Raw genomic sequence first — 12,878 nt, forward strand, 5'->3', positions numbered from 1 at the left:
AGGGGAACTCCTGCGCAAAAGACAGCAATTTTATTTTCCCTATATTAAGTCAATAATTCCTAACGATGAAGCAAGGAGGTGCCCCATGCGTCAGTTTTATCAGCACTATTTTACCGCGACAGCGAAGTTGTGCTGGTTGCGTTGGTTAAGCGTCCCACAACGATTAACCATGCTTGAAGAGCTGATGCAGTGGGAGGGGAGTCATTCTGACTACTGATTTGCGGACATCATGTGTGACTGAGTATTGGTGTTAATCGCCACGCCAGCAGTGATTATCTGCTGGCTTTTTTCTTTTTGGCGATTGAGTGCCGGACGGTGTACAAACTAACGCATAAACGCCGGTTGCTTCTCTTCATAAGACGCAATAGCATCGTCGTGCTGCAGAGTCAGGCCGATGCTGTCCAGACCGTTCATCATGCAGTGGCGGCGGAAGGCATCGATGGTAAAGCGATAAGTTTTCTCTCCCGCTTTCACCTCTTGCGCTTCCAGGTCTACATCAAAATGAATCCCCGGATTGGCTTTCACCAGCGCAAACAGCTCATCCACTTCTGCATCGCTTAATTTCACCGGCAGCAGCTGGTTGTTAAAGCTATTGCCGTAGAAGATGTCAGCAAAACTCGGCGCAATCACCACCTTAAAACCGTAATCGGTCAATGCCCACGGCGCGTGCTCACGCGAGGAACCGCAGCCGAAGTTTTCTCGTGCCAGCAAAATGGAAGCGCCCTGATACTGCGGGAAGTTCAGCACGAAGTCCGGGTTTGGCTGTTGGCCTTTTTCATCCAGAAAACGCCAGTCGTTAAACAGATGCGCGCCAAAACCCGTACGCGTGACTTTCTGCAAAAACTGTTTCGGGATAATGGCATCTGTGTCGACATTAGCGGCATCCAGCGGAACGACCAGGCCGGTGTGTTTGATAAATTTCTCTGCCATGGTGTGCTCCTTATTTAATGTTGCGAATGTCGGCGAAATGTCCGGTCACAGCCGCGGCGGCAGCCATTGCCGGACTGACCAGATGCGTGCGCCCGCCGCGCCCCTGGCGGCCTTCAAAGTTACGGTTGCTGGTGGAGGCGCAACGTTCGCCCGGATTCAGGCGGTCGTTGTTCATCGCCAGGCACATTGAACAACCTGGCAAGCGCCATTCAAAACCAGCTTCGATAAAAATTTTGTCCAGACCTTCCGCTTCCGCCTGGGCTTTAACCGGACCGGAGCCGGGAACCACCAGCGCTTGTACGCCTGGCGCGACTTTCCGGCCTTTGGCGATTTCCGCTGCCGCGCGTAAATCTTCAATACGCGAGTTAGTACAGGAACCAATAAACACTTTGTCGATAGCCACTTCTGTCAGCGGAATACCCGGTTTCAGCCCCATATAGGCCAGCGCTTTTTCTGCCGACGCGCGTTCAACCGGATCGGCAAACGAAGCCGGATCGGGAATATTGTCGTTCACAGAAATCACCTGGCCTGGATTGGTGCCCCAGGTGACCTGCGGCGAAATCTCTTCTGCTTGCAGAGTGACAACGGTATCGAAAGTTGCTCCTTCGTCGGTTTGCAGGGTTTTCCAGTAGGCAACGGCGTCGTCGAAATCTTTGCCTTTCGGCGCATGCAGACGGCCTTTGACATAGTTAAAGGTGGTTTCGTCCGGTGCAACCAGACCGGCTTTTGCGCCCATTTCGATTGCCATATTGCACAGGGTCATACGACCTTCCATGCTTAAATCACGGATTGCTTCGCCGCAAAATTCCACCACATGCCCGGTACCGCCTGCGCTGCCGGTTTTACCAATAATTGCCAGCACGATATCTTTTGCGGTAATGCCCGGCGCGGCTTTGCCCTGGACTTCAATTTTCATGGTCTTCGCCCGGCCCTGTTTCAGGGTTTGCGTTGCCAGTACGTGTTCAACTTCGGAAGTGCCGATACCAAAGGCCAGTGCGCCAAACGCGCCGTGGGTGGCGGTATGTGAGTCGCCGCAGACAATGGTCATCCCCGGCAAGGTCACGCCCTGTTCCGGCCCCATTACGTGGACGATCCCCTGATACGGGTGATTCAGGTCATACAGCTCGACGCCAAATTCTTTGCAGTTTTTGATCAGCTCCTGCATCTGGATGCGCGCCATTTCACCGCAGGCATTAATGTCTTTCGTCTGGGTAGAGACGTTGTGATCCATGGTGGCGAAGGTTTTGCCCGGCTGACGTACCGGGCGACCGTGGGCGCGCAGACCATCGAACGCCTGCGGTGAGGTCACTTCATGCACCAGGTGGCGGTCGATATATAACAGCGGGGTTTCGTTTTCGGCTTCGTACACTACGTGAGCGTCGAATAATTTTTCGTATAACGTCTTAGCCATGATTACACCCCTTCTGCCACATAGCGGGCAATGATATCGCCCATTTCATCGGTACTAACGGCGGCAGCGCCACGGGCTAAATCCCCGGTGCGAATGCCTTCTTCTAATGCGCGGTTAATGGCGCGTTCAATGGCGGAAGCCGCATCATCGGCATCCAGGCTGTAACGCAGCAGCAGCGCCAGCGACAGAATTTGTGCAATCGGGTTGGCGATATTTTTACCTGCGATATCGGGTGCCGAGCCGCCCGCCGGTTCATACAGACCAAAACCTTGCTCGTTCAGGCTGGCGGAAGGCAACATCCCCATTGAGCCAGTGATCATTGCGCACTCATCAGACAGAATGTCGCCAAACAGGTTGGAGCACAGCAAGACGTCAAACTGTGATGGATCTTTAATCAGCTGCATGGTGGCGTTGTCGATGTACATATGCGTCAGTTCGACGTCCGGGTATTCCGTGGCGATCTCGTTAACGATCTCCCGCCATAAAATAGAGGATTGCAGCACGTTGGCTTTGTCGATTGAGGTGACTTTGTGGCGACGCTTGCGGGCAGATTCAAATGCGATGCGGGCAATACGCTCGATCTCAAAACGGTGGTACACCTCGGTATCAAACGCTTTTTCATATTGTCCGCTACCTTCGCGGCCTTTTGGCTGACCGAAATAGATGCCGCCGGTCAGTTCGCGCACACACAGGATGTCAAAGCCGTTTGCGGCAATGTCAGCACGCAGTGGGCAGAACGCTTCCAGCCCCTGATACAGTTTTGCCGGACGCAGATTGCTGAATAATTTGAAGTGTTTACGCAAAGGCAGCAGTGCGCCACGTTCCGGTTGTTGGTCTGGTGGTAAATGTTCCCATTTGGGGCCACCTACCGAGCCAAACAACACGGCATCGGCTTGCTCGCAACCTTCAACTGTCGCAGGCGGCAGTGGCTGCCCGTGGTTATCAATGGCGGCGCCGCCTACATCGTAATGGCTGGTGGTGATACGCATCGCAAATCGGTTGCGCACGGCATCCAGCACTTTCAGCGCCTGGGTCATCACTTCCGGACCAATACCGTCCCCCGGCAATACGGCAATATGGTAATTCTTCGACATCACACGGTTTCCTTGTTGTTTTCGTTGTGTTGAGCTTTGCGTTGCAACTCTTTTTCGACTTCTGCGGCACGCCAGATATTGTTCAGTACGTGCACCATGGCTTTGGCGGAGGACTCGACAATATCGGTGGCCAGGCCGACGCCGTGGAAGCGGCGACCGTTGTAGTTGGCGACAATATCCACCTGACCCAGCGCATCTTTACCGTGGCCTTTGGCGGTCAGGCTGTATTTCACCAGTTCGACGTTATAGTCAGTGATGCGGTTTATCGCCTGGTAGACGGCATCGACCGGACCGTTACCGTTGGCAGCTTCTGCTTTGACTTCTTCGCCACAGGCCAGTTTGACGGCGGCAGTGGCAATATCGTTAGAACCTGACTGCACGCTGAAGTAATCCAGACGGAAATGCTCCGGCTCTTCTTGCTGCTTACCGATGAAGGCCAGCGCCTCCAGATCGTAATCAAACACCTGGCCTTTTTTGTCCGCCAGCTTCAGGAAAGCGTCGTACAGGTTGTCTAAATTATATTCACTTTCTTTATATCCCATCTCATCCATGCGATGTTTCACCGCCGCACGCCCCGAACGAGAGGTCAGATTCAGCTGGATTTGGTTCAGACCAATAGATTCTGGTGTCATGATTTCGTAGTTTTCGCGGTTTTTCAGTACACCATCCTGGTGGATACCGGAGGAGTGTGCGAATGCGCCGCTGCCAACAATGGCTTTGTTTGCCGGGATCGGCATATTACAAATCTGGCTAACTAACTGGCTGGTGCGCCATATCTCCTGGTGATTGATGGCGGTGTGGACGTTGAGAATATCCTTACGAACTTTGATCGCCATGATGACTTCTTCAAGGGAACAGTTACCGGCACGCTCGCCGATCCCGTTCATTGCGCCTTCTATCTGCCGTGCTCCGGCATGTACCGCCGCCAGTGAGTTGCCGACCGCCAGGCCCAAATCGTCGTGGGTATGTACGGAAATAATGGCTTTGTCGATGTTGGGTACGCGTTCATACAGGCCGCTGATGATTCCGGCGAACTCAAATGGCATGGTGTAGCCCACGGTGTCTGGAATGTTGATGGTGGTGGCACCGGCATTAATCGCCGCTTCGACCACTCGCGCCAGATCGGCAATTGGGGTGCGTCCGGCATCTTCGCAAGAAAATTCAACATCATCGGTGTAATTACGGGCGCGTTTCACCATATAGATAGCGCGTTCGATCACTTCGTCCAGCGTGCTGCGCAGCTTGGTGGCGATGTGCATTGGCGAAGTGGCAATAAAAGTATGGATACGGAAGGCTTCGGCGACTTTCAGGGATTCGGCTGCCACGTCAATATCTTTTTCCACGCAGCGAGCTAACGCGCATACACGGCTGTTTTTAACCTGGCGAGCGATGGTCTGCACTGATTCAAAATCACCCGGCGAAGAGACGGGGAAACCGACTTCCATCACGTCAACACCCATACGCTCAAGGGCCAGCGCAATTTGCAGTTTTTCTTTCACACTCAAGCTTGCCTGTAACGCCTGTTCACCGTCGCGCAATGTGGTATCGAAAATAATGACTTGCTGGCTCATGGTTTGGGTCCTTGTCTCTTTTTGAGCGCCTCGCTTCGGGCATAAAAAAACCCGCGCAATGGCGCGGGTTTTTGTTTGACTGCGTGCTGGCTTAATGCTGGATGCCGCTCACTCGTCTACCGCGCAAAAAAGATGCGTTTAGTAGTAGTAGACCGATAAAGCGAACGATGTGAGTCATTAAATCAGCTCCAGATGAATGCGATATGCTTTTAGAGTTACTGGATACAAAAACGGATGTCAACCCTGAAGCAATAAAAACGTCACGCCATTGTGAGTTCGGCATCCGTAAAATTAGCTAATTGTGCTGCGGTGGTTAAAACAAGCGATATTAATTTCTGCTTAACCGCCGATGCTTTTCATCGGTTGACATATTTCAGAATAATTTTTTGCATCTAATCAACGAGGGAAAGGGGGATAAAATGCACGCGTTACAAAACCTATCCTGATGATTTGTATTGAATTATATGTTTTGCGAATTTTTTGATATTCATTTGCTGAATATTATTGATCAATTAATGTTAAGAATTAATGCATTAAACATATAAATTAATTATTAAAAAGCACATTTAATCCATTTTGTGGATGATTGAGTATTCGTGGTAGTTATGATTAGATTGTTTTCGCAACAAAAACATTATGGATTATTATGCTGTAGTAAATAACTCTTTGCTCGGCAGTGGATTCTGTTTTTATCAGAACCTGTATCTTTATGTTTTCCTAATTTTACTCATTTTGCTTTTTCTTATTTTATATGCATGATAAATCATATTCTCGAGGATTATTTCTCTGCATTCCAATAAGGGAAAGGGAGTTAAGTGTGACAGTGGAGTTAAGTATGCCAGAGGTACAAACAGATCATCCAGAGACGGCGGAGTTAAGCAAGCCACAGCTACGCATGGTCGATCTCAACTTATTAACCGTTTTCGATGCCGTGATGCAGGAGCAAAACATCACCCGTGCCGCTCATGCTCTGGGAATGTCGCAACCTGCGGTCAGTAACGCTGTTGCACGCCTGAAGGTGATGTTTAATGACGAGCTTTTTGTTCGTTATGGCCGTGGTATTCAACCGACTGCTCGCGCATTTCAACTTTTTGGCTCAGTTCGTCAGGCATTGCAACTAGTACAAAATGAATTGCCTGGTTCAGGTTTTGAACCCGCGAGCAGTGAACGTGTATTTCATCTTTGTGTTTGCAGCCCGTTAGACAGCATTCTGACCTCGCAGATTTATAATCACATTGAGCAGATTGCGCCAAATATACATGTTATGTTCAAGTCTTCATTAAATCAGAACACTGAACATCAGCTGCGTTATCAGGAAACGGAGTTTGTGATTAGTTATGAAGACTTCCATCGCCCTGAATTTACCAGTGTGCCATTATTTAAAGATGAAATGGTGTTGGTAGCCAGCAAAAATCATCCAACAATTAAAGGCCCGTTACTGAAGCATGATGTTTATAACGAACAACACGCTGCGGTTTCGCTCGATCGTTTCGCATCATTTAGTCAAACCTGGTATGACACGGTAGATAAGCAAGCCAGTATCGCGTATCAGGGCATGGCAATGATGAGCGTACTTAGCGTGGTGTCGCAAACGCATCTGGTCGCTATTGCGCCGCGTTGGTTGGCTGAAGAGTTCGCTGAATCCTTAGAGTTACAGGTATTACCGCTGCCGTTAAAACAAAACAGCAGAACCTGTTATCTCTCCTGGCATGAAGCTGCCGGGCGCGATAAAGGCCATCAGTGGATGGAAGAGCAATTAGTCTCAATTTGCAAACGCTAACTGAATGCAGAATAGGTCAGACATCAATGTCTGGTTTATTCTGCATTTTTTATTGAATGTAGAATTTTATTCTGAATGTTTGTGCTCTCTATTTTAGGATTAATTAAAAAAATAGAGAAATTGCTGTAAGTTGTAGGATTCAGCCGATTTATTATCAATTTCATCCTCTGTAATGGAGGATTTTATCGTTTCTTTTCACCTTTCCTCCTGTTTATTCTTATTACCCCGTGTTTATGTCTCTGTCTGCCAATTGCTTAAGCAAGATCGGACGGTTAATGTGTTTTACACATTTTTTCCGTCAAACAGTGAGGCAGGCCATGGAGATGTTGTCTGGAGCCGAGATGGTCGTCCGATCGCTTATCGATCAGGGCGTTAAACAAGTATTCGGTTATCCTGGAGGCGCGGTCCTTGATATTTACGATGCATTGCATACCGTGGGTGGTATCGATCATGTTTTAGTTCGCCATGAGCAGGCGGCGGTGCATATGGCCGATGGTCTGGCGCGCGCGACCGGGGAAGTCGGCGTCGTGCTGGTAACGTCGGGTCCAGGGGCGACCAATGCGATTACTGGCATTGCCACCGCTTATATGGATTCCATTCCATTAGTTGTCCTTTCCGGGCAGGTAGCGACCTCGTTGATAGGTTATGATGCCTTTCAGGAGTGCGACATGGTGGGGATTTCTCGCCCGGTGGTTAAACACAGTTTTCTGGTTAAGCAAACGGAAGACATTCCGCAGGTGCTGAAAAAGGCTTTCTGGCTAGCGGCAAGTGGTCGTCCTGGACCCGTGGTCGTTGATTTACCGAAAGATATTCTAAATGCGGCGAACAAATTACCCTATGTCTGGCCGGAGTCGGTCAGTATGCGTTCTTACAATCCCACGACCTCCGGGCATAAAGGGCAAATTAAGCGCGCTCTGCAAACGCTGGTGGCGGCAAAAAAACCGGTTGTCTACGTAGGCGGTGGGGCAATCACGGCGGGCTGCCATCTGCAGTTGAAAGAAGCGGTGGAGGTGTTGAATCTGCCCGTTGTTTCCTCTTTGATGGGGCTGGGGGCGTTTCCGGCAACGCATCGCCAGGCACTGGGCATGTTGGGAATGCACGGTACCTACGAAGCCAATATGACGATGCATAACGCGGATGTGATTTTCGCCGTCGGGGTACGTTTTGATGACCGAACGACGAACAATCTGGCAAAGTACTGCCCAAATGCCACTGTTCTGCATATCGATATTGATCCAACCTCAATTTCTAAAACCGTGACTGCTGATATCCCGATTGTGGGGGATGCTCGCCAGGTCCTAGAACAAATGCTTGAACTCCTGTCGCAAGAATCCGCCCATCAACCGCTGGATGAGATCCGCGACTGGTGGCAGCAGATTGAACAGTGGCGCGCTCGTCAGTGCCTGAAATATGACACTCACAGTGAAAAGATTAAACCGCAGGCGGTGATCGAGACTCTTTGGCGGTTGACTCATGGGGACGCTTACGTGACGTCCGATGTCGGGCAGCACCAGATGTTTGCTGCGCTTTATTATCCATTCGACAAACCGCGTCGCTGGATCAACTCTGGCGGCCTCGGCACGATGGGTTTTGGTTTACCTGCGGCACTGGGCGTCAAAATGGCGTTGCCAGAAGAAACCGTGGTTTGCGTCACTGGTGACGGCAGTATTCAGATGAACATCCAGGAACTGTCTACCGCGTTGCAATATGAGTTGCCCGTACTGGTGGTGAATCTCAATAACCGCTATCTGGGGATGGTGAAGCAGTGGCAGGACATGATCTATTCCGGCCGTCATTCACAATCTTATATGCAGTCCTTACCAGACTTCGTCCGTCTGGCGGAAGCCTATGGTCACGTCGGGATCCAGATCTCTCATCCGCAAGAACTGGAAAGCAAACTTAGCGAGGCGCTGGAACAGGTGCGCAATAATCGCCTGGTGTTTGTTGATGTTACCGTCGATGGCAGTGAGCACGTCTACCCGATGCAGATTCGCGGGGGCGGAATGGATGAAATGTGGTTAAGCAAAACGGAGAGAACCTGATTATGCGCCGGATATTATCAGTCTTACTCGAAAATGAATCAGGCGCGTTATCCCGCGTGATTGGCCTTTTTTCCCAGCGTGGCTACAACATTGAAAGCCTGACCGTTGCGCCAACCGACGATCCGACATTATCGCGTATGACCATCCAGACCGTGGGCGATGAAAAAGTGCTTGAGCAAATCGAAAAGCAATTACACAAGCTGGTCGATGTCTTGCGCGTGAGCGAGTTGGGGCAGGGCGCGCACGTTGAGCGGGAAATCATGCTGGTGAAAATTCAGGCCAGCGGTTACGGGCGTGACGAAGTGAAACGTAATACGGAAATATTCCGTGGGCAAATTATCGATGTCACACCCTCGCTTTATACCGTTCAATTAGCAGGCACCAGCGATAAGCTTGATGCATTTTTAGCATCGATTCGCGATGTGGCGAAAATTGTGGAAGTTGCTCGCTCTGGTGTGGTCGGACTTTCGCGCGGCGATAAAATAATGCGTTGAGAATGATCTCAATGCGCAATTTGCAGCCCAACATGTCACGTTGGGCTTTTTTTGCGAAATCAGTGGGAACCTGGAATAAAAGCAGTTGCCGCAGTTAATTTTCTGCGCTTAGATGTTAATGAATTTAATCCATACCAGTACAATGGCTATGGTTTTTACATTTTACGCAAGGGGCAATTGTGAAACTGGATGAAATCGCTCGGCTGGCGGGAGTGTCGCGGACCACTGCAAGCTATGTTATTAACGGCAAAGCGAAGCAATACCGTGTGAGCGACAAAACCGTTGAAAAAGTCATGGCTGTGGTGCGTGAGCACAATTACCACCCGAACGCCGTGGCAGCTGGGCTTCGTGCTGGACGCACACGTTCTATTGGTCTTGTGATCCCCGATCTGGAGAACACCAGCTATACCCGCATCGCTAACTATCTTGAACGCCAGGCGCGGCAACGGGGTTATCAACTGCTGATTGCCTGCTCGGAAGATCAGCCCGACAACGAAATGCGCTGCATTGAGCACCTTTTACAGCGTCAGGTTGATGCCATTATTGTTTCGACGTCGTTGCCACCTGAGCATCCTTTTTATCAACGCTGGGCTAACGACCCGTTCCCGATTGTCGCGCTGGACCGCGCCCTCGATCGTGAACACTTCACCAGCGTGGTTGGTGCCGATCAGGATGATGCCGAAATGCTGGCGGAAGAGTTACGTAAGTTTCCCGCCGAGACGGTGCTTTATCTTGGCGCGCTGCCGGAGCTTTCTGTCAGCTTCCTGCGTGAACAAGGCTTCCGTACTGCCTGGAAAGATGATCCGCGCGAAGTGCATTTCCTTTATGCCAACAGCTATGAGCGGGAGGCAGCTGCCCAGTTATTCGAAAAATGGCTGGAAACGCATCCGATGCCGCAGGCGCTGTTCACAACGTCGTTTGCGCTGTTGCAAGGGGTGATGGATGTCACGCTACGTCGCGACGGCAAACTGCCTTCTGACCTGGCAATTGCCACCTTTGGCGATAACGAACTGCTCGACTTCTTACAGTGCCCGGTGCTGGCAGTGGCTCAACGTCACCGCGATGTCGCAGAACGTGTGCTGGAGATTGTCCTGGCGAGCCTCGATGAACCGCGTAAGCCAAAACCTGGTTTAACGCGCATTAAACGTAATCTCTATCGCCGCGGCGTGCTCAGCCGTAGCTAAGCCGCGAACAAAAGTACGCGCCAGGTGAATTTCTCTCTGGCGCGTTGAGTACGGGAATGGACATCAATATCCTTAAAGTAAATAAGACTATTCCTGGCTATTATTGATAAATGCTTTTAAACCCGCCCGTTAATTAACTCACCTGCTGAAATTCACAATAATTAAATGATATTGACAGCGCGTTTTTGCATTATTTTGTTACATGCAGAGATGAATTGCCGATTTAACAAACACTTTTCTTTGTTTTTGCGCAAACCTGCTGGCATCAAGCGCCACACAGACGCAACAGGGACTGTTAACCAGAGAAGATATGTCCTAAAATGCCGCTCGCGTCGCAAACTGACACTTTATATTTGCTGTGGAAAATAGTGAGTCATTTTAAAACGGTGATGACGATGAGGGATTTTTTCTTACAGCTATTCATAACGTTAATTTGCTTCGCACGTTGGACGTAAAATAAACAACGCTGATATTAGCCGTAAACATCGGGTTTTTTACCTCGGTATGCCTTGTGACTGGCTTGACAAGCTTTTCCTCCGCTCCGTAAACTCCTTTCAGTGGGAAATTGTGGGGCAAAGTGGGAATAAGGGGTGAGGCTGGCATGTTCCGGGGAGCAACGTTAGTCAATCTCGACAGCAAAGGGCGCTTATCAGTGCCTACCCGTTATCGGGAACAGCTGCTTGAGAACGCTGCCGGTCAAATGGTTTGCACCATTGACATTCATCACCCGTGCCTGCTGCTTTACCCCCTGCCTGAATGGGAAATTATCGAGCAAAAATTATCGCGTCTGTCGAGCATGAACCCGGTTGAGCGCCGTGTGCAGCGCCTACTGTTAGGTCATGCCAGCGAATGTCAGATGGATGGCGCAGGTCGATTGTTAATCGCGCCAGTACTGCGGCAACATGCCGGGCTGACAAAAGAAGTGATGCTGGTTGGACAGTTCAACAAGTTTGAGCTGTGGGATGAAACAACCTGGCATCAACAGGTCAAGGAAGATATCGACGCAGAGCAGTTGGCTACCGGAGACTTATCGGAGCGACTGCAGGACTTGTCTCTATAAAATGATGGAAAACTATAAACATACTACGGTGCTGCTGGATGAAGCCGTTAATGGCCTCAATATCCGTCCTGATGGCATCTACATTGATGGGACTTTTGGTCGCGGTGGTCACTCACGTCTGATCCTCTCGCAGCTTGGCGAAGAGGGGCGTTTGCTGGCGATCGATCGCGACCCGCAGGCTATCGCCGTTGCGAAGACTATTGATGATCCGCGCTTCTCCATCATCCACGGACCTTTCTCCGCGCTGGGCGAATACGTTGCCGAGCGCGATCTTATCGGCAAGATCGACGGCATTCTCCTCGATCTTGGCGTCTCTTCACCGCAACTTGATGATGCTGAGCGCGGCTTTTCCTTTATGCGCGATGGTCCGCTGGACATGCGTATGGACCCAACCCGTGGGCAGTCAGCCGCTGAATGGCTACAAACCGCAGAAGAAGCCGATATCGCCTGGGTATTGAAAACCTATGGTGAAGAGCGTTTTGCCAAACGCATTGCCCGCGCCATTGTCGAGCGTAACCGCGAACAGCCGATGACCCGCACCAAAGAACTGGCGGAAGTCGTGGCTGCCGCAACGCCGGTGAAAGATAAGTTTAAACATCCCGCGACCCGTACCTTCCAGGCGGTGCGCATTTGGGTAAACAGTGAACTGGAGGAGATAGAGCAGGCGCTAAAAAGCTCGCTCAATGTGCTGGCCCCGGGTGGGCGGCTTTCGATCATCAGCTTCCACTCACTTGAAGACCGCATTGTGAAACGTTTTATGCGTGAAAACAGCCGCGGTCCGCAAGTTCCGGCAGGGTTACCGATGACAGAAGAGCAGCTCAAAAAACTGGGGGGCCGTCAGTTGCGAGCACTAGGTAAGTTGATGCCGGGCGAAGAAGAGGTGGCTGAGAACCCTCGTGCCCGTAGTTCAGTTCTGCGTATTGCAGAGAGGACGAACGCATGATCAGCAGAGTGACAGAAGCTCTAAGCAAAGTTAAAGGATCGATGGGAAGCCACGAGCGCCATGCATTGCCTGGTGTTATCGGTGACGATCTTTTGCGATTTGGGAAGCTGCCACTCTGCCTGTTCATTTGCATTATTTTGACGGCGGTGACCGTGGTAACCACGGCGCACCATACCCGTTTACTGACCGCTCAGCGCGAACAACTGGTGCTGGAGCGAGATGCTTTAGACATTGAATGGCGCAACCTGATCCTTGAAGAGAATGCGCTCGGCGACCATAGCCGGGTGGAAAGGATAGCCACGGAAAAGCTGCAAATGCAGCATGTTGATCCGTCACAAGAAAATATCGTAGTGCAAAAATAAGGATAAA

14 protein-coding genes and 1 pseudogene are annotated in these 12,878 nt (G+C 50.6%); 9 read left to right on the forward strand and 6 right to left on the reverse strand.

What is annotated here, in order from left to right; translation table 11 throughout:
* Positions 1–85 precede the first annotated feature (85 nt).
* Complete coding sequence (sgrT, locus tag ACJHYO_RS21005; RefSeq protein WP_001248768.1) at positions 86–217, forward strand: glucose uptake inhibitor SgrT; 132 nt, start codon at positions 86–88, stop codon at positions 215–217.
* 107 nt (positions 218–324) lie between these two features.
* On the opposite strand, the gene leuD is transcribed toward sgrT, so the two are convergent.
* From leuD to leuL, 5 genes are all read right to left on the reverse strand, one after another.
* The gene (leuD, locus tag ACJHYO_RS21010; protein WP_000818231.1) at positions 325–930 is read right to left on the reverse strand and encodes a 3-isopropylmalate dehydratase small subunit; all 606 of its coding nucleotides are present in this window, start codon (positions 928–930) and stop codon (positions 325–327) included.
* A gap of 10 nt (positions 931–940) precedes the next feature.
* Positions 941–2,341: a 3-isopropylmalate dehydratase large subunit gene (gene leuC, locus ACJHYO_RS21015; protein WP_001140652.1), complete on the reverse strand. Its 1,401-nt coding sequence runs from the start codon at positions 2,339–2,341 to the stop codon at positions 941–943.
* A 2-nt stretch (positions 2,342–2,343) separates the two neighbouring features.
* On the reverse strand, positions 2,344–3,435 hold the full coding sequence (gene leuB / locus ACJHYO_RS21020; protein WP_000042365.1) for a 3-isopropylmalate dehydrogenase: 1,092 nt from the start codon (positions 3,433–3,435) through the stop codon (positions 2,344–2,346).
* Complete coding sequence (gene leuA, locus ACJHYO_RS21025) at positions 3,435–5,006, reverse strand: 2-isopropylmalate synthase (RefSeq protein ID WP_000082831.1); 1,572 nt, start codon at positions 5,004–5,006, stop codon at positions 3,435–3,437. The genes leuB and leuA overlap by 1 nt, the downstream gene beginning before the upstream one ends.
* Positions 5,007–5,097: 91 nt before the next feature.
* Complete coding sequence (gene leuL / locus ACJHYO_RS21030; protein WP_001374869.1) at positions 5,098–5,184, reverse strand: leu operon leader peptide; 87 nt, start codon at positions 5,182–5,184, stop codon at positions 5,098–5,100.
* A gap of 657 nt (positions 5,185–5,841) precedes the next feature.
* On the opposite strand from leuL, the gene leuO reads away from it, so the two are divergent.
* Complete coding sequence (leuO, locus tag ACJHYO_RS21035) at positions 5,842–6,786, forward strand: transcriptional regulator LeuO (protein ID WP_001295767.1); 945 nt, start codon at positions 5,842–5,844, stop codon at positions 6,784–6,786.
* A 160-nt stretch (positions 6,787–6,946) separates the two neighbouring features.
* On the opposite strand, the pseudogene ACJHYO_RS21040 reads toward leuO, so the two are convergent.
* Positions 6,947–6,985: pseudogene (locus ACJHYO_RS21040) on the reverse strand (hypothetical protein).
* 118 nt (positions 6,986–7,103) lie between these two features.
* On the opposite strand from ACJHYO_RS21040, the gene ilvI reads away from it, so the two are divergent.
* The 7 genes from ilvI (at position 7,104) to ftsL (ending at position 12,871) form a co-directional block, all read left to right on the forward strand.
* Positions 7,104–8,828 carry an acetolactate synthase 3 large subunit gene (gene ilvI / locus ACJHYO_RS21045; protein WP_085455679.1) on the forward strand — a complete coding sequence of 575 codons (1,725 nt, stop codon included), beginning with the start codon at positions 7,104–7,106 and terminating at the stop codon, positions 8,826–8,828.
* 2 nt (positions 8,829–8,830) lie between these two features.
* A complete protein-coding gene (gene ilvN, locus ACJHYO_RS21050) occupies positions 8,831–9,322 on the forward strand; it encodes an acetolactate synthase small subunit (RefSeq protein WP_001252744.1) in 492 nt (163 codons plus the stop codon).
* Between the two features lie 11 nt (positions 9,323–9,333).
* Positions 9,334–9,420, forward strand: a complete 87-nt coding sequence (locus tag ACJHYO_RS21055) for a fruR/shl operon leader peptide (RefSeq protein WP_001303787.1) — start codon at positions 9,334–9,336, stop codon at positions 9,418–9,420.
* Positions 9,421–9,501: 81 nt separating this feature from the next.
* Entirely contained in the window at positions 9,502–10,506 is a 1,005-nt protein-coding gene (gene cra / locus ACJHYO_RS21060) for a catabolite repressor/activator (protein WP_000762401.1), read from the forward strand.
* Positions 10,507–11,107: 601 nt separating this feature from the next.
* On the forward strand, positions 11,108–11,566 hold the full coding sequence (gene mraZ / locus ACJHYO_RS21065; RefSeq protein ID WP_001295770.1) for a division/cell wall cluster transcriptional repressor MraZ: 459 nt from the start codon (positions 11,108–11,110) through the stop codon (positions 11,564–11,566).
* A 1-nt stretch (position 11,567) separates the two neighbouring features.
* Positions 11,568–12,509, forward strand: a complete 942-nt coding sequence (rsmH, locus tag ACJHYO_RS21070; RefSeq protein WP_000970479.1) for a 16S rRNA (cytosine(1402)-N(4))-methyltransferase RsmH — start codon at positions 11,568–11,570, stop codon at positions 12,507–12,509.
* On the forward strand, positions 12,506–12,871 hold the full coding sequence (ftsL, locus tag ACJHYO_RS21075; protein ID WP_000625658.1) for a cell division protein FtsL: 366 nt from the start codon (positions 12,506–12,508) through the stop codon (positions 12,869–12,871). Before rsmH ends, ftsL begins: the two co-directional genes overlap by 4 nt.
* The last annotated feature ends 7 nt before the right edge of the window (positions 12,872–12,878 follow it).

This window comes from Escherichia sp. WS1118, assembly GCF_046487695.1.
Taxonomy (GTDB): Bacteria; Pseudomonadota; Gammaproteobacteria; order Enterobacterales; family Enterobacteriaceae; genus Escherichia; species Escherichia coli.

Excerpts from the sequence above, each read along its gene's own strand:
- leuB (WP_000042365.1), bottom strand. The coding sequence starts at position 3,435 with ATGTCGAAGAATTACCATATTGCCGTATTGCCGGGGGACGGTATTGGT.
- leuA (WP_000082831.1), bottom strand. The coding sequence starts at position 5,006 with ATGAGCCAGCAAGTCATTATTTTCGATACCACATTGCGCGACGGTGAA.
- leuD (WP_000818231.1), bottom strand. The coding sequence starts at position 930 with ATGGCAGAGAAATTTATCAAACACACCGGCCTGGTCGTTCCGCTGGAT.
- ilvN (WP_001252744.1), top strand. The coding sequence starts at position 8,831 with ATGCGCCGGATATTATCAGTCTTACTCGAAAATGAATCAGGCGCGTTA.
- ilvI (WP_085455679.1), top strand. The coding sequence starts at position 7,104 with ATGGAGATGTTGTCTGGAGCCGAGATGGTCGTCCGATCGCTTATCGAT.
- leuL (WP_001374869.1), bottom strand. The coding sequence starts at position 5,184 with ATGACTCACATCGTTCGCTTTATCGGTCTACTACTACTAAACGCATCT.
- sgrT (WP_001248768.1), top strand. The coding sequence starts at position 86 with ATGCGTCAGTTTTATCAGCACTATTTTACCGCGACAGCGAAGTTGTGC.
- ftsL (WP_000625658.1), top strand. The coding sequence starts at position 12,506 with ATGATCAGCAGAGTGACAGAAGCTCTAAGCAAAGTTAAAGGATCGATG.
- rsmH (WP_000970479.1), top strand. The coding sequence starts at position 11,568 with ATGATGGAAAACTATAAACATACTACGGTGCTGCTGGATGAAGCCGTT.
- ACJHYO_RS21055 (WP_001303787.1), top strand. The coding sequence starts at position 9,334 with ATGCGCAATTTGCAGCCCAACATGTCACGTTGGGCTTTTTTTGCGAAA.
- mraZ (WP_001295770.1), top strand. The coding sequence starts at position 11,108 with ATGTTCCGGGGAGCAACGTTAGTCAATCTCGACAGCAAAGGGCGCTTA.
- leuO (WP_001295767.1), top strand. The coding sequence starts at position 5,842 with ATGCCAGAGGTACAAACAGATCATCCAGAGACGGCGGAGTTAAGCAAG.
- leuC (WP_001140652.1), bottom strand. The coding sequence starts at position 2,341 with ATGGCTAAGACGTTATACGAAAAATTATTCGACGCTCACGTAGTGTAC.